13 protein-coding genes are annotated in these 19,980 nt (G+C 64.0%); 3 read left to right on the top strand and 10 right to left on the bottom strand.

From position 1 onward, the window contains the following. Window positions 1-268: 268 nt before the first annotated feature. On the bottom strand, window positions 269-1,318 hold the full coding sequence (gene pstS / locus AC0V2Y_RS00880) for a phosphate ABC transporter substrate-binding protein PstS (protein WP_230540999.1): 1,050 nt from the start codon (window positions 1,316-1,318) through the stop codon (window positions 269-271). 282 nt (window positions 1,319-1,600) lie between these two features. On the opposite strand from pstS, the gene ppk1 reads away from it, so the two are divergent. From ppk1 to AC0V2Y_RS00895, 3 genes are all read left to right on the top strand, one after another. Then, a complete protein-coding gene (gene ppk1 / locus AC0V2Y_RS00885; RefSeq protein WP_475413518.1) occupies window positions 1,601-3,694 on the top strand; it encodes a polyphosphate kinase 1 in 2,094 nt (697 codons plus the stop codon). Window positions 3,695-3,719: 25 nt separating this feature from the next. Next, complete coding sequence (gene sixA / locus AC0V2Y_RS00890) at window positions 3,720-4,178, top strand: phosphohistidine phosphatase SixA (RefSeq protein ID WP_070304180.1); 459 nt, start codon at window positions 3,720-3,722, stop codon at window positions 4,176-4,178. A 793-nt stretch (window positions 4,179-4,971) separates the two neighbouring features. Next, window positions 4,972-5,097 carry a hypothetical protein gene (locus tag AC0V2Y_RS00895; RefSeq protein WP_255206302.1) on the top strand — a complete coding sequence of 42 codons (126 nt, stop codon included), beginning with the start codon at window positions 4,972-4,974 and terminating at the stop codon, window positions 5,095-5,097. 83 nt (window positions 5,098-5,180) lie between these two features. Here the strand turns inward: AC0V2Y_RS00895 and AC0V2Y_RS00900 are convergent, their stop codons facing one another. The 9 genes from AC0V2Y_RS00900 to AC0V2Y_RS00940 all read right to left on the bottom strand — a co-directional run bounded on the left by AC0V2Y_RS00900 (window position 5,181) and on the right by AC0V2Y_RS00940 (window position 19,937). Continuing rightward, on the bottom strand, window positions 5,181-6,242 hold the full coding sequence (locus AC0V2Y_RS00900; RefSeq protein WP_475413519.1) for a polyamine ABC transporter substrate-binding protein: 1,062 nt from the start codon (window positions 6,240-6,242) through the stop codon (window positions 5,181-5,183). Window positions 6,243-6,626: 384 nt separating this feature from the next. Further along, entirely contained in the window at window positions 6,627-9,233 is a 2,607-nt protein-coding gene (gene clpB / locus AC0V2Y_RS00905; protein WP_475413520.1) for an ATP-dependent chaperone ClpB, read from the bottom strand. A gap of 121 nt (window positions 9,234-9,354) precedes the next feature. Further along, window positions 9,355-9,828: a molybdopterin synthase catalytic subunit MoaE gene (gene moaE / locus AC0V2Y_RS00910; protein ID WP_475413521.1), complete on the bottom strand. Its 474-nt coding sequence runs from the start codon at window positions 9,826-9,828 to the stop codon at window positions 9,355-9,357. Next, entirely contained in the window at window positions 9,825-12,404 is a 2,580-nt protein-coding gene (locus tag AC0V2Y_RS00915; protein WP_475418142.1) for a DUF349 domain-containing protein, read from the bottom strand. The genes moaE and AC0V2Y_RS00915 overlap by 4 nt, the downstream gene beginning before the upstream one ends. 180 nt (window positions 12,405-12,584) lie before the next feature. Then, window positions 12,585-13,250 (bottom strand): hypothetical protein, encoded by a 666-nt coding sequence (locus tag AC0V2Y_RS00920; RefSeq protein WP_475413523.1) that lies wholly within the window; start codon window positions 13,248-13,250, stop codon window positions 12,585-12,587. 116 nt (window positions 13,251-13,366) lie between these two features. Further along, window positions 13,367-16,033: a bifunctional acetate--CoA ligase family protein/GNAT family N-acetyltransferase gene (locus AC0V2Y_RS00925; protein WP_475413524.1), complete on the bottom strand. Its 2,667-nt coding sequence runs from the start codon at window positions 16,031-16,033 to the stop codon at window positions 13,367-13,369. Between the two features lie 118 nt (window positions 16,034-16,151). Then, window positions 16,152-17,144 carry a DUF2804 domain-containing protein gene (locus AC0V2Y_RS00930; RefSeq protein ID WP_475413525.1) on the bottom strand — a complete coding sequence of 331 codons (993 nt, stop codon included), beginning with the start codon at window positions 17,142-17,144 and terminating at the stop codon, window positions 16,152-16,154. Next, window positions 17,141-18,424: a winged helix-turn-helix domain-containing protein gene (locus tag AC0V2Y_RS00935; protein ID WP_475413526.1), complete on the bottom strand. Its 1,284-nt coding sequence runs from the start codon at window positions 18,422-18,424 to the stop codon at window positions 17,141-17,143. The genes AC0V2Y_RS00930 and AC0V2Y_RS00935 overlap by 4 nt, the downstream gene beginning before the upstream one ends. A 73-nt stretch (window positions 18,425-18,497) precedes the next feature. Then, the gene (locus tag AC0V2Y_RS00940) at window positions 18,498-19,937 is read right to left on the bottom strand and encodes a sensor histidine kinase (RefSeq protein ID WP_475413527.1); all 1,440 of its coding nucleotides are present in this window, start codon (window positions 19,935-19,937) and stop codon (window positions 18,498-18,500) included. Between the last annotated feature and the right edge of the window lie 43 nt (window positions 19,938-19,980).

The following is a 19,980-nucleotide window of genomic DNA, read 5'->3' on the forward strand; positions in this document are numbered from 1 at the left end:
GTACTACTGTTTTAATACGCCTGTCAAAACCTACTGCGCGTCGGGATTTACGGCCTGCGATGCTCACTGTACCTTCGTACAGTTGCGCTTCTCGACCGCAACTCCCTTCCGCTCGCTACGGTTTTGTCAGGCGTCGTTGCTTTTATTCTTTCAGCTACTTTTATTCTTTTAGCCAGGACCGTCTGCAAGGGCTTGCGGGCGGTCCTGGCTAACTCCCTGCCCCGCCATACTGCCGGCGGGGCAAGGATGAATGACTCAGGCTATGCGATTAGTAGATCGACTTGCCCGATGCATCTTTCAGGTTGGCTTTCCACGATTCCTGCACCAGTTTCACGACCGATGCCGGCATTGGCACGTAGTCCAGTTCGACAGCGGCAGGGCCGCCGTTCTTGTAGGCCCAGTCGAAGAATTTCAGGACTTCCTTGGCCTTGGCTGCGTCAGCCTGGACTTTGTGCATCAGGATGAACGACACGCCCGTGATAGGCCAGCTGTTCTTGCCAGCCTGGTCGGTCAGGACCACGCCGAAGCCTGGGGTTTGCGTCCAAGGTGCCGAAGCGGCGGCTGCCTTGAAGTTTTCGTCGTCAGGCTGCAGGAAGTTGCCGTCCTTGTTTTGCAGCTGGGTGTGCGACATCTTGTTCTTCTTGGCGTAAGCCCACTCGACGTAGCCGATCGAACCCTTGATACGCTGTACGTTGGCGGCGACGCCTTCGTTACCCTTGCCGCCCACGCCGACGGCCCATTTCACAGCCGAACCGGCGCCGATCTTCGATTTGAATTCCGGATTGGTTTTCGACAGGAAGTCGGTGAACAGGAAGGACGTGCCCGAACCGTCGGCGCGGTGCACTACGGTGATTTCCGTGTCCGGCAGCTTGACGCCACTGTTCAAGGCGGCGATTTCAGGCGCGCTCCACTTGGTGATCTTGCCCAGGTAGATGTCGCCCACGACCTTGCCCGTCATCTTCAGCTGGCCTGGGGTCACGCCGTCCAGGTTGACGATGGTGACCACGCCGCCCATGATGGCCGGGAACTGCATCAGGCCCGCTTCTTCCAGCTCTTCCGCCTTCAAAGGCATGTCCGAAGCGCCGAATTCAACAGTCTTGGCCTTGATTTGCTTGATGCCGGCGCCGGAACCGACGGACTGATAGTTCAGGCCGTTGCCCGTGTTGGCTTTGTACGTCTCAGCCCATTTGGCGTAGATCGGGTACGGGAAGGTTGCACCAGCACCTGTCATATCTGCCGCCATGACGGAAGCGGAAGAAAATGCCATCGCTGCCGAAGCACCCACGACGATAAATTTGAACATTTGCTTCATTTGCATATCAAGTCCTCAGGGTTGTTAGGGCTCAAAGTCCCGGTTGAATGCTGCGCAGTCTAGCAAGCGAATATGACAGCTTTATGACATGGGTAAAAAATCCTGAAATAATTGGCTACGCCCGGGGAATCGCCCTTTTTGGCACAAAAAATGACAGGACGGGCGACGCTTTATGACAGCTTATGTCACGCTTACGTCATATTTCATGATTACACTCACAACGCGTCATATGCGATGAAATACGGATGAAATACGGCTAGAATTAACTATCTGCAAAGACAAAAGAATATGAAACCTGAACTGCACATGGAAGTGACCAAATCGGGCATACTGCTTGACCGCGAACTGTCGCAACTGACTTTCAACCGGCGCGTGATGGCCCAGGCGGAAGACCCGAACATTCCGCTGCTCGAGCGCCTGCGCTACCTGTGCATCGTCAGCAGCAACATGGATGAGTTCTTCGAAGTGCGCGTGGCCAGCCTGCTGGCGGCCGGCAGCATCGGCGGTTCGCTGGCCGGCCACCCCGCCCTGGCGGCCAACCTGGAGCGCATCGGCAAGGAATGCCATGCGCTGGTGGAACGCCAGTACGAGATATTAAATAGCGAAGTCTTGCCGGCCCTGCGCGAGGCGGGCGTGCACTTGCTGCGCGACAACGACCGCAACGATGCGCAGCGCGCCTGGGTCAAGCAGTATTTCGACCGCGAAGTGCGCCCCCTGCTGACCCCTATCGGCCTGGACCCGGCCCACCCGTTCCCGCAAGTGGTGAATAAAAGCCTCAATTTCATCGTCTCGCTGAGCGGCAAGGATGCGTTCGGGCGCGGCACGGCGATCGCCATCGTCAAGGCGCCCCGTGTCTTGCCGCGCGTCATCAAGCTGCCGGACGACATTTCCGGCGATGGCGTGTCCTTCTGCCTGCTATCTTCCGTCATCCATGCGCATATCTCGGACCTGTTCGCCGGGCGCGAAGTGATTGCCTATTCGCAATTTCGCGTCACGCGCGACAGCGACCTGTGGGTCGATGAGGATGAAGTCAAGAATCTGCGCCAGGCGTTAAAAGGCGAACTCGTGGGGCGCCAGTTCGGCACCTCCGTGCGCCTGGAAGTGGCGCGCAATTGCCCGCCGGAATTGTCGCAGTTCCTGCTCGACCAGTTCAACCTGGATCAAAGCCGGCTCTACCGCGTCAACGGCCCCGTGAACCTGGTGCGCCTGTCGGAAATGATCGACCACGTCAAGCAGCCCGAGCTGCGCTTCCCGCCGTTCTTCCCGGGCCTCGCGCACAAGGCCATCGGCAACGACATCTTTGCCGCGCTCAACAAGCACGACATCCTGCTGCACCACCCCTACCAGTCGTTCCAGACGGTGATCGACTTCATCCGCAGCGCTGCCTACGATCCGTCCGTCGTCGCCATCAAGCAGACGATCTACCGCACGGGCATGAACTCGGACCTGATGGAATCCTTGATCACGGCGGCGAAGATGGGCAAGGAAGTGACGGTCATCGTGGAATTGATGGCGCGTTTCGACGAGGAAGCCAATATCAACTGGGCCGACAAGCTGGAACAGGCGGGCGCACAGGTCGTGTACGGCGTGGTGGGCCTGAAAACCCACGCCAAGGTGGCGCTCGTCATCCGCCGCGAAGAAGGCGCGCTGCGCTTCTATGCCCACTTGGGCACCGGCAACTATCATCCCACGACCACCAAGCTGTACACGGATTTCGGCTTGCTGACGGCCAACCAGGACCTGGCCGTGGAAGTGAACGAAGTGTTCATTCATCTCACCAGCCTGACCAAGCCGCACAACCTGAACCACTTGTGGCTGGCGCCGTTCGGCCTGCAAAGCGAGATCATCAAGGCCATCCGCAACGAGGCGAAGATCGCCCGTTCGGGCCGGCGCGGACGCATCATCGTGAAAGTCAATGCGCTGGTCGACGAATCCGTGATCCGCGCCCTGTATGCGGCCTCGACCGATGGAGTGAAGATCGACCTGATCGTGCGCGGCGCCTGCACCCTGAAGCCGGGCGTGCCTGGCCTGTCGGAAAACATCAAGGTGCGCTCCGTGATCGGCCGTTTCCTCGAACACAGCCGCATTTACTACTTCCGCAACGACCTGGCGCACGATGTCTACCTGGCCAGCGCCGACTGGATGAGCCGCAACCTGTTCCGCCGCGTGGAAGTGGCCTTCCCCGTGCTGGACCGGGCGCTGAAACGGCGCGTGATCGCCGAGGGCCTGAATCCGTATTTAAAGGATAATACCAATGCATGGGAACTGGAGCCGACGGGCCACTACGCGCGCCGCAAGCCGCGCGGCAAGCAGACGCCGTTCAGCGCCCAGCAATATTTGATGCACACACTGGGCACGCCGGGCGCGGAGGTCGGCGAATAGGCAACTCTACACACAGGAGTACAGCATGGATCTCATCTTGTGGCGACACGCAGAAGCCGAGCCGGGCGTCCCCGACCTCGAACGCGCCCTGACCGTCAAAGGCCAGAAACAGGCGCGCCGCATGGGGGAATGGCTGGCCTCGCAACTACCGGAAAATTGCCGCATCCTCGTCAGCCCCGCCCTGCGCACCCTGCAAACGGCGGAAGCGCTGGGGCGCAAGTTCAAGCTGATGCCGGAACTGGCGCCGGGTGCCGAGGCGGAAGACATCCTGAAGGCGGCCAACTGGCCAGGCGGCAAGGAAACCGTGCTCATCGTCGGCCACCAGCCCACCCTGGGCCAGGCGGCCGCCCTGCTGCTGACGGGCGAAGAGCAGGAATGGGAAATGCGCAAGGCCAGCGCGTGGTGGTTCTCGCAGCGCGAGCCTGGCGACCCCGTCAGTGTCTATCTGAAGGCCGTGATGGCGCATGACTTGGTGGTGAAATAGTAAAACAGGGAAATGCGCAAGGCCAGCGCAGGATGGACAGGTTCTCCCAGCGCGAGCCTGGCGACCCCGTCAGTGTCTATTTGAAGGCCGTGATGGCGCATGACTTGGTGGTGAAATAGTAAAACAGGGAAATGCGCAAGGCCAGCGCAGGATGGACAGGTTCTCCCAGCGCGAGGCTGGCGACCCCGTCAGTGTCTATCTGAAGGCCGTGATGGCGCATGACTTGGTGGTGAAATAGTAAAACAGGGAAATGCGCAAGGCCAGCGCAGGATGGACAGGTTCTCCCAGCGCGAGCCTGGCGACCCCGTCAGCGTCTATTTGAAGGCCGTGATGGCGCATGACTTGGTGGTGAAATAGTAAAACAGGGAAATGCGCAAGGCCAGCGCAGGATGGACAGGTTCTCCCAGCGCGAGCCTGGCGACCCCGTCAGTGTCTATCTGAAGGCCGTGATGGCGCATGACTTGGTGGTGAAATAGTAAAACAGGGAAATGCGCAAGGCCAGCGCAGGATGGACAGGTTCTCCCAGCGCGAGCCTGGCGACCCCGTCAGTGTCTATCTGAAGGCCGTGATGGCGCATGACTTGGTGGTGAAATGAGGGTGGTGAAATAGGGGGACTGAAGCAGAAAATGCGCAGAAAGTGCGCTGGGACAAATACTGGCAGGAATTGCAACTCAGCAGCCTTGTAAAGCGCTGCCGATCTGCTAGAGTTTAATTGCATCAACTACGTGCTGGAGCGCTGCTCCGGCACATTGAGCAACCCAGCGGACAGCCGTCCAACGGCGGCTGAAAGACCATGTTAACCTTCCTCGTTTTTCTCTTCATCGCCATCTTCGCCGCCATCATCGGCTTCGTCGCCTTTGAACTGGTCGAAGAAATGCGCGGCAGTCACCATAAGCTGATGGACCGCTACCACGAGTAGTGTTCACCTCGGCAATATCGCATGGCGCCAGCGACGGCCTACAGGCCCGTCCCTCGCGCCATCCTTGTATTTACGCTCCAGCCTCAAACTCCCGTTTTGAACTTCGTATAAATGCGCGTCATCAGGCGGCGGATATCGGCCGTGGTCGCTTCCGGCGCGGCCATGCGCTGCTTGTCCGCGTCCGGCAGGAAGATGGCCTTGTTCTCGCCGATGTCCTTGCGTACATACTTGATGCTGGCCAGGTTAGGATTCGCGTAGAACACCTTGTTGCTCAGGCTGGCATGCACTTGCGGACGCAGGATGTAGTTGATGAACAGGTGCGCATTGTTCGGGTGCGGCGCGTCGGCGGGAATGGCCATGGTGTCGAACATCAGGGCGGCCGTCTTCGGCACCAGCACCTGGATCACGTTGCCGTTCTTCGCGTCGATGGCGCGCTGGCGCGCGATATTGATGTCGCCCGACCAGCCCAGTGCCACGCAGACGGAGCCGTTGGCCATGTCATTGATGTAGCCGGACGAGCTGAACAGGGTTACGTAGGGGCGGATCGCCTGCAGCACCTTGCCCGCTTCCTGGTAGTCGGCGGCCGTTTTCGAGTAGGCGGGCTTGCCCAGGTATTGCAGGGCGGCCGGCAGCACTTCCGACGGCGAGTCGAGGAAGGACACGCCGCACGATTTCAGCTTGGCCGCGTATTTCGGGTCGAAGATCAAATCCCAGGCGTTGTCGGGCATGGGCATGCCGCCCAGCGCGGCCTTGACCTTGTTGACGTTGATGCCCACCGTCGTGTAGCCCCACAGCCAGTCGACCAGGTAATCGTTGTTCGGGTCGATCTTCGACAGCTTCGCCTGCAGGTTCGGGTCCAGGTTGCCCAGGTTCGTCAGCTTGCTCTTGTCGAGCTTGCGCAGCAGGCCCGCATCGATCTGCAGCCGCGCCCACTGGGCCGTCGGCACGACGATGTCGTAGCCAGACTTGCCCGCCACCAGTTTCGCATTGAGGATTTCGTTATTGTCGAAAACGTCGTAGCGCACCTTGATGCCCGTTTCCTTCTCAAAATTCTTGATCGTGTCGTCGCCGATATAGTCCGACCAGTTATAGATGTTCAGGACCTTCTCTTCCTGCGCCTGAGCTTGGGCAGACAATGCCAGCATGGCCGCCGCCAAGGTCAGTCCCAGTCCAATGCGCCGTCCTGCTCGCCATGTGTTTGCCATCGTACCGCCTCCGGAATTAGTCAGAAAATAGTGACGATGATAGCAAGAAGGGCGCGATCAGGTCTAGCCCGATCGCGCCCTGCCTGAGGACGTCTAACAAAACCTACTGCGCGTCGTGCTTTGCGGCCGGCGATGCTCACCGTACTAGAGTACGGTTGCGCTTCTCTGCCACAAATCACTGCCGCTCGCTACGGTTTTGTTAGACGTCGCAAATCGTCGCAAATCTTCCTCACTGCAAATGCCGTAAAACTGGGGGGCAGACCCGACGGGGGAAGCTGCCCCAATGGGGTAGCTTCCAATCCCGCAGGGACTGACCAGCCAGCATTACACCTTGTCCAGCCCCACCTGCGCACCCGTAAACACCAGGTTGCCGTTCTGGGCGTCGATGCGGATCTCGTCTTTCGGCCCGAAGCGGCCTTCCAGGATCAGCTTCGACAGCGGATTTTCGATCTGCTGCTGGATCGCCCGCTTCAACGGACGGGCGCCATACACCGGGTCGTAGCCCGCTTCGGCGATTTGCTGCAGGGCCGCGTCCGTCAGGCTCAGCTGCATGTCCATGCGTTCCAGGCGTTCTTCGAGAATCTTCAGCTGGATCTTCGCGATCGCGCCGATGTTTTTCTCGTCGAGGCCGTGGAACACGACGATTTCGTCGATGCGGTTGACGAACTCGGGACGGAAGTGCGAGCGTACCTCGGCCATCACGGCCAGCTTCACGACACCGGGATCATCGCTTTCCATCGCCTGGATCTTGTGCGAACCCAGGTTCGAGGTCATGATGATGACGGTATTCTTGAAGTCCACCGTGCGGCCCTGGCCGTCCGTCATGCGTCCGTCGTCGAGCACTTGCAGCAGCACGTTGAAGACGTCGGCATGCGCCTTTTCCACTTCGTCGAGCAGAATCACGCTGTACGGCTTGCGGCGCACGGCTTCCGTCAGGTAGCCGCCCTCGTCGTAGCCCACGTAGCCGGGCGGCGCGCCGATCAGACGGGCCACGGAATGCTTCTCCATGAACTCGCTCATGTCGATGCGGATCATCGATTCTTCCGTATCGAACAGGAAGGTCGCCAGCGCCTTGCTCAGCTCGGTTTTGCCCACGCCCGTCGGTCCCAGGAACATGAAGGAACCATAGGGACGGTTCGGGTCCGACAAGCCCGCGCGCGAGCGGCGGATGGCGTCGGCCACGGCCGTGATCGCTTCATCCTGGCCCACGACGCGCTCATGCAGCTTCTCTTCGATGTGCAGCAGCTTGTCGCGTTCGCCCTGCATCATGCGCGACACGGGAATGCCCGTCGCGCGCGACACCACTTCGGCGATTTCCTCGGCGCCCACTTCCGTGCGCAGCAGCTTCGGCTGGTCGGGATCGAGCTTGGGCATGCCGCTGTCAGCCTGCTTGAGCTGGGCTTCCAGCTGCGGCAGCTTGCCGTATTGCAATTCCGACACTTTCTGCCAGTTGCTTTCGCGCGTGGCCTGCTCCATCTGCAGCTTGACTTGCTCGATCTCTTCCTTGATGTGCGTGCTGCCCTGCACCACGGCTTTTTCCGCCTTCAGAATTTCCTCGAAGTCATTGTATTCGCGCTGCAGCTTGACGATCTCTTCCTCGATCAGGCCCAGACGGCGCAACGACGCTTCGTCCTTTTCCTTCTTGACGGCTTCGCGCTCGATCTTGAGCTGGATCAACCGGCGTTCCAGCTTGTCCATCACTTCCGGCTTCGAATCGATCTCGATCTTGATCTTCGCCGCCGCCTCGTCGATCAGGTCGATCGCCTTGTCGGGCAGGAAACGGTCCGTGATGTAGCGGTGCGACAACTCGGCGGCCGCGATGATGGCCGCGTCCGTGATTTCCACCTTGTGATGCAGCGCATACTTATCCTGCAAGCCGCGCAAGATGGCGATGGTCGCTTCCACGGTCGGTTCGTCGACGAGCACTTTCTGGAAGCGGCGTTCCAGCGCGGCATCCTTCTCGATGTACTTGCGGTACTCGTCGAGCGTGGTCGCGCCCACGCAGTGCAGCTCGCCGCGCGCCAGCGCCGGTTTCAGCATATTGCCCGCGTCCATCGCGCCGTCGGCCTTGCCCGCGCCCACCATGGTGTGCATCTCGTCGATGAAGACGATGGTTTGCCCTTCATCCATGGCCAGTTCCTTCAGCACGGACTTCAGGCGCTCTTCGAACTCGCCGCGGAACTTGGCACCGGCAACCAGGGCGGCCATGTCCAGCGCCAGCACGCGCTTGCCTTTCAGCGATTCGGGCACTTCGCCGTTGACGATGCGCTGCGCCAGTCCTTCGACGATGGCCGTCTTGCCCACGCCCGGCTCGCCGATCAGCACGGGGTTGTTCTTGCTGCGGCGCTGCAGGATCTGGATGGTGCGGCGGATTTCATCGTCGCGGCCGATCACAGGGTCGAGCTTGCCCTTGCGCGCGCGCTCCGTCAGGTCCAAGGTGTATTTTTTCAGGGCTTCGCGCTGGCCTTCGGCCTCTTGCGAGTCGACCTTGTTGCCGCCGCGCACAGCGTCGATGGCCGCTTCCAGGGCCTTGCGGGTCAGGCCGTTTTCGCGCGCCAGCTTGCCGCAGTCGGATTTGTCGTCCGTCATGGCCAGCAAGACCATTTCGCTGGACACGAACTGGTCGCCCGCCTTTTGCGATTCCTTGTCGGCCAGGTTCAGCAATGCCACGAATTCGCGGCTCACCTGCACGTCGCCGCCCGTGCCGGAGACCTTCGGCAAGCGTTCGATCGAGGCGCCCAGGGCCTTGGACAGGCCGCCCACGTTGACGCCGGCCCGCTGCAACAGCGAGCGGGCGCCGCCATCGTCCTGGTTCAACAGGGCCGTCAGCAGGTGGACTGGTTCGATATAGGGGTTGTCGTTGCCCACGGCCAAGCTTTGCGCATCGGCCAGGGCTTCTTGTAGCTTGGTAGTCAGTTTATCTTGTCGCATGAAAAGCGCTCCCGGTTAATTAGTTGTTAACCAAATTGGGGTGAGGCAGTGCTTTTCAAGCATACACAAAGCAGAAAACTGATGCATTTTGGCAAATGCTACGGTGCGGGTCGCGTTCGCTTCAAATGGCGCTTGCTTTTACGGCCCACTTGTCCAGGGCCGTCTCGTCGCTGTCGCGCGCATCGACCCAGCGCGCCCCTTCGGGCGTGTCTTCCTTCTTCCAGAACGGCGCTTCCGTCTTCAGGTAGTCGATGATGAATTCGCAGGCGGCGAACGCCTCGCCCCGGTGCGCGGACGAGACGGCCACCAGCACGATCTGCTCCTGCGGCAGCAAGGGCCCCACGCGGTGGATCACCAGCGCGCCGGACAGGGGCCAGCGCTCCCGCGCCTGCTCGATGATGGCTACAATGGACTTTTCCGTCATGCCCGGATAGTGCTCGAGCTCCATCGCGGCCACGTCCAGCCCTTCGTTCATGTCGCGCACCGTGCCGACGAAGCCGACGACGGCGCCCACCTTGGGGTTGCCTGCACGCAATTGTGCGATTTCTTGACTCAAGTCAAAATCGGCGTGCTGGATGCGGACGGAAGTGTTCATTTCGCATGGCCTCCGATGCGGCGCAGCAGGGTTTCGATGCGGCTGGCCGTGCGCGCATCGGTGGCGGCAGCAATCGCGCACAGCTGCATCAGCTGCGACACTTGCGTGAGCGGCTTCTGGCCCGATTTGAGCGACGATTGCAGCACTTCCACCTGCATCTTCAGACGGTCGCGGGCAAATTCGGCGCCGCTGTCGACGCCGGCGACGATTTCCAGGCGCAACACTTCAGCGAGCAGGCGCTCCTGGTTGGCCTGCAACTGCCGCACGTAGGCGGCAGCGCCCTCGCCCAGCGCGGCCTGGGCGGCGGCAAAGCGCTGCTGCAGGCTGCGTTCGTACTGGGCGTCCAGCGGCGGCAAGGCGCTCCAGCGCTCGGACCAGGCTTGCGCGTCGGCGCCGGCACCGCCATCGGCCAGCGCGGCTTCCAGCGCCTGCACCAGGCGCAGCTTGTCGCGCAAGGCGTTGGCCTGGGCCGCGCCGGCGCGCTCGGCGATGGCGTCCGCCTGCGCTTGCACGCCAGCAACAGCCGCCTGGTAGCGCTGTTCGATCTTCGCTTCGCTGGCGCGCGGCACGGGGCCAGTGACGTTCCAGGCGGCGCGCGTGTCGCGCAGCAAGTGGTTGATGAAGGCCGTACGGGCCTTGTCGTCGCCCTCGGGCACGACGGCCGTTTCCAGCGCGGCGCACAGCGCTTCGCGCGCATGCAGGTGTTCGCGGCGCTCGTGGTCGGCCGCGTGGGCCGTTTCCTTGCGCTTGGCGAAGATATCGTCGCAGGCGGCGCGGAAACGCTGCCACAGCGCCTGTTCCGCGCGGCGTTCCAGCGGCAGGGCCTTCGCCAGCTCCTGCCATTTATCCTGCAAGGCTTTCAGCATGTCGACCGTGTTGCGCTCCGATGGCTTGAGCAGGCCCACTTCGACGATCAATTGCTCGCGGCGCGCCGTCTCGATCTGGCGCTGCGTATCGAGCGGCTTCGACAGGGCGTCCAGCGCGGCGCCGAATTCCGTATCCAGGCGTTTCTTTTCCTTGCGGTCGATGGTGCCCAGGCGCGTCCACGCCTGGCGCAAGCGCTGCGAGGCGGAAGCGACATGTTTCCAGTCGGTACTCTCTTCGGCCGCCAGGGCCGCCGTTTCCGCGATCAGTTCCTGGGCCTTGGCCGCATTGCCGTGGCGCTCTTCGGCCAGTTGCTTGAAATGCTGGGCCGCCGGCGCGTACGCCACGCTGCAGGCGGCGTCGAAACGCTCCCACAGGGATTTCGGCGCGGGGCCGGACAAGGTGTCGAGCGACTTCCAGCGCTCGCGCAGGCTGCCCACTTTCTTGGCCAGCTCGGCCATTGGCAATTGCTGCGCCGGCAATTCTTCGCCCGCCTTGACCAGTTCCTCGCGCGACACGTTGCCGCCCCAGCGCGCCCAGTCGGCCAATTGCTTGAATTGCGCGCGCACATGGGCCAGGCGGTCGGACTGGGCCGGCGTCAAGCGGCCATGCTTGCTATCGCGCAAGGTCTTGTCATGCTCGGACGCCACGTGCAGCAAGCCTTCCTGCAAGGCCGCTTCCATGGCATCGAGGGTCTTGAAGAACTGCTCCGTCGCTTCCTTCGACACGGGCGCGTGTTCCTGGCGCGGCTTGCGCGGCGCCGGTTCCGCATGCGCTGGCGCATCCACGTCTGCAGCAGGAACGACAGGCGCTGGGGCACTGGCCAGCAGGGCCGCAAATTGCTGCTGCAGGCTGTCGGACAAACTCGATTCTGGCAGGCGCGGCAAGGCTTGCCACGTGCGTTTCAACACATCGGCGTCCAGGGTGGCGGCGTCCTGCGCCTGCCATTCGGCCAGCGCAGCCTGGCGCGCGTCAAACACGGCCTGGTGCTGCTGCAGCGCCTGCAAGGCGGACTGCGCCTGTTCGCGCGCCTGGATGAAATCGCTCTCCAGGTGTTTCGGCAAGGAAGCGCGCTCGGGCGATTGCGCATGCTGCGCATGTTCCGCGTCCAGGCGGGCCAGCGCCTGCGCCAAGTCGCTGGCGGACTGGCCATTGCTGGCCAGCGCGCGCATGGCACCCACGGCATCGATCACGGCGCGCTGCAGCACCACCTGCGCTTCCAGGCGGGCGGCCAGCGCGGCGCGCGCGGCGGCAAAGGCGCTCTCCAGTTCGGGCGTGGCCTTGATGACTTGCCATTGGCGGTCCAGCTCGGCTACCTGGTTCGGGCTCAGCTTTTCATCGTTCAACAGGCGCTGGGCCGTCTCGATGCTGGCCTGCGCGCGTTGCGTCTCGGCGGCCTGATGGCGGATCAGGTCGATGCGGCCCTGCATCAGCTTGGCAACGCGGCGGTCCGTATTGCGCATGGCGTGGTGGACTTTTTCCAGCAGGGGCAAGCTATGGACGTGTTCGGCCGCGATCAGGCGGGCATCGGCAAATTCGCTGGACAGGATGAATTCACAGGCGGCGGCTTCGTCGCCCGCCACGGCATGGGCACGCGCAACCTGTTCGGCGCGGCGCGATGCGCTCTGCGCCGAGGCGGCGGCCTGTTCTGCCACGACAGGATCGGGGACGGCAGTCTTGCTGGCAGAACGCTTGAAGAGAAATTCGAACATGACGGGTTTCGCGTGGATCAAAACCACCATCATAACAAAGCCCGGGGTATTGCATCGGACAGGGCTGAACAAGTTATCAAATGACTAAAATGAATATTTTCCCTATGACGGCGCCATGTGCCCGGCAATAAAACCACCCTGGCACAGGCGGGCCTGCCGGGGTGTGCGCTCGCTACCCGTTCAAGCCTGCGCGCGCAGCGGCGGTGACGGTGCGCGCTGCGCCGCTGCGCCGCCGGCCTCGGCGTTTTCCCCGTCGGTGGCAGGCGCGCCCGGCGTCGGCAAGGATGTCGGCAAAGGCGCCGGCAAGACAAAGGGCAGCACCTGCGCCTTGCCGCGGCGCGCCTCCTGTGCGCGCGCATCGTAGGCGAGGAACTGGTAGGCGATGGCAAACCACGCTTCGCCCACGATGACCTTGCGCGCCAGCGCGAACAGTTCGCGCTCTTCTTTTTCCAGACGCTGCAGCAAGGCCGCGCAAAAGGCGTCGATGGCCGCACACAGCTGCCCGGCCTGCAATTCGGAATGGTCGATGGCGGCGCCCGCGCCCTGCTGCACCATATTGATGCTTTCCAGCGCCACGTGGTTCAAGCCATTGATTTCGTCGAGCAAGCCGTCCGCATGCGGCGCGGCCTGGCGGATGGCGGGCACCAGATACATTTCCACCTTGCGCCAGTAGCCGCCCTGGTACAGCCGGTTCAGCCAGTCGCCCGCGTACTGCAGCTGCGCCAGGCTGAGCCTGCTCTGCTGGCGCAACTGCACATGCATGTACTTCTGAAAAGCCAGCAGGCTGATGCGGATGCTGGCCTGTTCCACCGACAGGGAAACCAATATGTATGTTGCCGTAAGCATGCACTCACTCCCGAAAACGCGCTGGATGTCTGATCCTGGAAGTGAAAGTGTAAAGACTACCGACAGGGATGGGTTTGATCCTGCACAAACCCGCAGCGGACCAGCCGCGCTTTCTTTTACGGCGCGCGCAGGCCGATATGCAGGTTGACGACGCCAGGCTCTTCCGATGGCGTGACTTCGCCGCCAAAGCTTTTCACCAGCCGCTGCATGCCCTTGTTGCGCGCCATCGCCTCGCCCACCAGTGCTTCCGTGCCCCGGCTTCGGAAATAGTCGACCAGCTTTTCGAACAGGATGTGGCCCAGGCCCTTGCCCTTCAGGGCCGAGCGCACGGCGATGGCGAAATCGGCGTGGATATTGTCCGGGTCGGCCACGGCGCGCACCACGCCCAGGGTTTCCGGCTTGCCGTCCGGCCCCGTGTGCGTGGCGATGAAGGCCATGGCGCGGTCGTAATCGATCTGCGTCAGGCGCGCCAGCTGCGACACGGGCAGCTCGCGCATGGAGGTAAAAAAGCGCAGGCGCACGTCGTCCGGGTCCAGCGCGTGGAACAGATCCATGTGCTGCGGCGCATCCTCGGGGCGGATGGGGCGCAGCAGGATCGATTGATCCATCCACGTCACCTGCTCTTCCAGTTCCTGCGGATACGGGCGGATGGCCAGGCGGTCGCGCTGCTGGCCCGGCTGCAGGCGGATGCGCGCGTCGAGGGCGATCACGCCGTCCGCGTCGGCCACCAGTGGATTGATGTCGAGTTCGGCCAGCTCGCCGATGTCGGCCACCAATTCGGCCACCTGGATCAGCGTGTAGCAGATGGCGTCGATATCGGCCGGCGGCTGGCTGCGGTAGCCGGCCAGCAGCTTCGACACGCGCGTGCGCGCCAGCATGTCGCGCGCCAGCACCATGTTCAGCGGCGGCAGGCCGATCGCATGGTCGGCCGTCACTTCCACGGCGATGCCGCCCTGCCCCACCAGGATCACGGGGCCGAAGGCGGCGTCCGTCGTGACGCCGACGATCAATTCATGCGATTGCGGCCGGCGCGCCATCTGCTGCACCGTAAAACCGTCGATCAGCGCGTCGGGCCGCATGCGGCGCACGCGCTTGAGCATGGCGGCGGCGGCCGTGCGCAGGATGTCGGGCGTGTCGAGGTCGAGCGCCACGCCGCCCACGTCGGATTTGTGGGCGATGTCGGGCGAATGGATCTTCAGCGCGACGGGATAGCCGATGTCCGCCGCCACGGCCAGCGCCTCTTCCACGTCGGCCGCCATGCGCGTGGTGGCGACGGGAATGCCGTAGGCGGCCAGAATCTCCTTCGAGCGGCATTCGCCGAGCACCGTCTGGCCGGCCGCCAGCGCGGCGGCGACGATTTCGCGCACGCGCGCGCGGCGCGGCGTGGCCGACATGGGCAGCTGCGCCGGCACCTGCATCAGGGTTTCCTGGTTGCGCCGGTACTGCACGATCTGCATGAAGCCATGCACGGCTTTTTCCGGCGTGTCGTAGGTGGGAATGCCGGCGCGATTGAAGACCTGGCGCGCGGGCGCCACGGTGGTGCCGCCCAACAGGCACGACAGCACCGTGCGCGAGGTGGCCTTGATCAGCGGCGTGACGGCTTCGGCGATGTCGATCGAAGAGACCATGGCCGTGGGCGCGTGCAGCAGCAGCAAGGCGTCCGCCTGCGGCTCGTCGAGCAGGGGCTTGATGGCGTCGGCATAGCGCTGCACGGCCGCGTCGCCGGGCAAGCCGACGGGGTTGTCGTGCGACCAGCCCCGCGGCAGCGCCTTTTCCAGCGCGATCACGGTGTCCGGCGACAGTTCGGCCAGCTTGCCGCCGCTGCCCACCAGCGCATCGGTGGCCATCACGCCCAGGCCGCCGCCGTTGCACAGGATCGCCAGGCGCTCGCCGCGCTGCGCGCGAATGTGCGTGAGCGTTTCCACGGCGTCGAACAGTTCTTCGGCCGAATACACGCGCAGCATGCCGGCGCGGCGGATGGCCGCGTCGTAGACGGCGTCGGAGCCGGCCAGCGCGCCCGTATGCCAGGCCGCCATGGCCGCGCCTTCCGCCTCGCGCCCCGCCTTCAGCACGATGACGGGCTTGCTGCGCGCGGCCGCCCGCGCCGCAGACATGAATTTTCGCGCCGCCTGGATGTCTTCCATGTACAGCAGGATGGCAGCCGTGTCGACGTCGCCGGCCAGGTAGTCGAGCAGGTCGCCGAAATCGATATCGTAGCTGGCGCCCAGCGAAATGAACTTGGAAAAGCCCACGCCATGCGCATTGGCCCAGTCGAGCACGCCCGACACCAGCGCGCCCGACTGCGACACGAAGGCGATCTTGCCGCTCGTCGCACCGACGTGGGCGAAGCTGGCGTTCAAGCCCAGTTTGGGCACCAGCAGTCCCATGCTGTTGGGACCCAGGATGCGCAGCAAATGCGGCTTGGCCGCCTTCAGCATGGCCAGGCGCAGCGACTGCTCGCGCACGGGATCGAGGCCCGACGTCATGACGATGGCGGCGCGCGTGCCCAGCGCGCCCAGTTCGCGGATCAGCGCCGTGATGGTGGCGGGCGGCGTGCAGATGATGGCCAGGTCCGGCGCCTTGGGCAGGTGCGCCAGCTTGCGGTAGCATTTCAGGCCCATCAGCTCGTCGTACTTGGGGTTGACGGGCCAAATGTCGCCTTGATATCCCCCGCCCAGCAGGTTGTACAGGGCGATGGCGCCCAGCTTGCGCTCGCGCGCCGTGGCGCCGATCAGGGCCACCGAGGCCGGCTTGAACAGCTTGTCGAGATTACGGATACTCATGTTCTGGCCTCATGGATTGCCGGAGCGGGATTGCCGAAGCGACTACGCCCCAGTGTATCGGATGCGTTGCCAAAAAAATTTGACTTTGCGTAGCGTTTCACGAAAAACCCGCTCGCGCCTACCAGCGCGAGCGGTGGCTTTCCGTCACGCCCGCCAGCTGCGCCACGATGCGCTTGGGCGAGTCCGCGCTGGTGCGCACCCAGCCGCTGAAGGTGCCGATGGGCTGGATGTAGCGGCTGGCGGCGATCCACAGGTTTTTATCCTCGCGCCGCGCTCCTTCCGGCTTGAAGTGCAGGTCCAGCAGATCGTCGTCCGTCCATACGTGCCACGGCGCCAGCGGGTTGTCGGGATTGAAGTCGAAATGCGCGCGGCCCAGCGGATACAGCTGGCCATCGAGCCACAGCGCGTTTTCATGCGCGCCGAAATAGCCGGCCTGCAGGTTGAAACCCAGATCCAGGCTGTGCGCGGAGGCCCAGCGCCATTCCGTCTCGCGCGCCAGCAAGCCGTTCGAATAATCGAAGCTGGCCACGCCGTCGTCCAGGCTGTAGCCGACGGCGCCGCAGCGCACGCTGCCCCACAAGGGCAGGCCGCCCGATTTTTGCGTCGCATGCACGCTGCCGCCCTCGCCCACGGGTCCCACGGCCAGCAGGGTGGGCGCCACGGGCGGGCCGCATTCCGCGTCGATGCCGAAGTGGCCGCACGCGAGCCGCACACGGTAGCGCTGCTGCGGCTGCGCCTCGATGGAGATCGCTTGCGAGAGGAAGCGGAAACGGCTGGAGGCGCCCGCATGCGGCGCCACCGTGGCGCACAGGCCGGGGACGCCATCCTGCGAAAAGCTCGCCACGATCTTGCCCTTGTGGCGGTCGAAGGCATACGCGAACGCCGTGCTGGTCCAGCCCAGGTCGACGATGGCCACGCCGCAGAAGACGGCCGGCGTCGACAGGGCCACGTAATGCCAGCGCTTGTGGTGGAACAACCGCCAGAGGGCGCCGCGCGCGTGCGGCGGCGCCAGCGCGGCCCAGTCGAAGGCGTCCAATTGCCCCGTGTAGCGGCCGAAACGGGGCTGGCCGTCGGCGTCGAGCAGTTCGGGCGGAGCCTGCGGCAGCATCATGCGGCCCGCCTTTCCCCTTGGCCGCCATCCCGCAGGGCCTCGGCCAGCTGCGCGCCGAAGGCTGCCGGCTGCGCCTGCGCGATGTCAATCTGCGGACAGGCATGCCAGAGCGCCAGGCGCCGCACGGCGCCGGCCACGTCCTGCACCAGGCGGGGGCTGAGGCGCACGCCGTCTTCCAGCGCCAGCGACTTGATCTCGAAGCGCCCCTGCGCGCGGTGCGCCTTGGCGTCCAGGCGTCCCACCAGCGCGCCGCGGCGCAGGATAGGCAGCGTGAAATAGCCATAGCGGCGCTTCTCGGCCGGCGTGTAGCACTCGAGCCGGTAGTCGAAACCGAACAGTTCCAGCGCGCGGCGACGGTCCCAGACGACGGGATCGAACGGCGACAGGATCGTCGTCAAGGTGGGCGCCAGCTTGCCGGCGGCCGCCGCGCGCAGCAACTCCCCATGCTCGGCATGCACGTAGACGTCATCCTCCCAGCCGGCCACCGCGCAGCGCAGCAGCGCGCCCTCATCCACCAGCGCCTGCAGATCATGCGCCAGGCTGGCGCGCGACTGTTTGGTGCGGAAGTAGTCGCTGATCCAGCTGGCCCGCGCCAGGCCCAGCGCCTTCACGCTGGCCAGCAGCAGGTGGCGGCGCACCTCGTCCTCGGGCGGCAGCAAGCCGTCGTGCCAGCCCGGCAAAATGCGTTCGGCGAGGTCGTAATAGCGCTGGAACTGATGCCGCTTGGCGATCATCAGCACGCCCGACGTAAACAGCACTTCGAGCGAACGCTTTTCCGGCTTCCAGCTCCACCAGCCGCCCGCCTGGCCATCCGTGCGCTCGAAGTCCGCCGAGCGCGCGGCGCCGTTGGCGCGGATATGCTCGAGCACCGCAGCGACGGCATCCCCCTGCTCGGCCATCCATTTGACGGAATACTTCCAGCCCATGGCGGCGGGATCCAGCATGCGGTGACGGTACAAGCCATAGTCCTCGATGGGCACGAAGCAGGCTTCATGGGCCCAGTATTCGAACAGCGCGCCCTCGGCCAGCAATTGCTCCAGCCACGGCTGCGGATAGTCGCCCAGCCGGCTCCACAACACCAGGTAGGGGCTGCGCGCCACCACGTGGATGGTGTCGATCTGCAGCACGCCCATCTGGCGGATGGCGGCCAGCACGTCGGCCTTCACGGCTTTTTTACGCCGCGTCTGCAGCAAGCCCTGCGCGGCCAGGTGCAAGGCGCGCGCGGCGGCCAGCGATAGCGGGGAGAGGTCGGGAGGAATGGGTTGGTGTGGGCTGTGCATAACAGAAAGATACCGCATTCCGGACGCGCCTTGTGCGTTTTATCGCTATCGGATCGCGCAGCCGGCAGCCACGCTACGCGGCGGGAAACACCAGCGTCACCGCCAGCCCCCTGCCCTGCAGGCCGGCGCCCAGCACGATGGCCGCGCCATGCCGCTCGGCGATGCGCCGCACGATGGACAGCCCCAGCCCGCTGCCGGGCAGCTGCGTCGCACTTTCCACCTGCACCAGGCGCACAAAACGCTCGAACGCGCGCTCATGCAGTTCTTCGGCGATGCCCGGCCCCGTATCGGCCACGCGCAGGTAGCTGCGCCCCGCTTCCACGCCGCAGCTGATCTCGACGGCGCCCGGCGACGGCGTGTAGCGCAGCGCATTCTCGACCAGGTTACGCAGCAGCATCTGCAGGCTGTCCGCATGCAGCGCGCACGGCGCCGGCGCCATGCTCACGCTCAGCGACAGCCGGTACGGCGCGGCCAGCGCCTGCCACTGGGCCGCCTGCTGCGCCAGCAGGTGCGCCAGATCGCCCGGCGCCAGCGCCACCTGGCCTTGCGCCTGCGGATCGAGCTGCGCCAGCGCCAGCAGCTGGTTGACGAGGCGCGTGGCGCGCTCCACGCTGGCGCCCAGGGCGGTGATGAATTCCTCGCGCTCGTCCGCGCTGCGGGCCCGCTGCAGCACTTGCAGATTCGTCTTGATGGCGGCCAGCGGCGTGCGCAGTTCGTGCGCAGCATCGGCCGTGAAGCGCTGCTCGTTGTCGCGGCTGTGCCGCACCCTGCCGAACAAGCGGTTAATTTCCAGCAGCAGCGGATGCAGTTCGTCCGGTGCGCCCGCCAGCCTGACGTCGGCCAGTTCATCGGGCGTGCGCGCCGAGACTTCATCGGCCGACGCCTGCAGCACGCGAAACACGCGGTGGATGCTCCACCAGATGGCGAGGGTGGCCAGCGCCACCAGCAGCAGGCCGAACAGCGCGATGCGGTAAAAGAAGCCGCGGCTGATGTCGTCGCGGTGACTGGTCGGCTCGGCCACCAGCAGTTGCAAAGTGCGCTGCGTGTCCCACAGCGAGAACAGACGCCAGCGCTGGCCGCCTATCGTGGTCCACGACAGACCATCGGGCGCACTGCGCGACAGGGCGATGTCGGACGCCGCGTCATTGCGGTACAAGACGCGCTGCCGCGCGTCGCGCACCTTGAACAGCAAATACTGGTGGGGATTGTGCTGGCCGCGCAACGGCAGGTCGATGGGCCCCGTCAAGCCGTGTTCGCGCACGTCCTTTTCCACCAGCGACAGCAGCAAATGCCCCGTCTCGGTCAGCGACTGGTCGAACAATTCCTGGCTTTCGCGGCGCGCTTCCACGTACACGATGGCGGCGCTGCCCACCCACAAGGCCAGGGTCAGGCCCAGCAGGACCGTCAGCAGGGTGCGCCGCAGCGACCATCTTGTGACGCCGCCGCCGGCCGTTAAGAATCTCTTAAGAACTTCTGCGCAAGATCCGGAGCGAAATATTTTCTGGGTAGCCATGGCCGCAATTGTAAATGATTCTTATTGCCTTCATGATTCCCAT

This window comes from Janthinobacterium sp. BHSEK, from assembly GCF_056174685.1.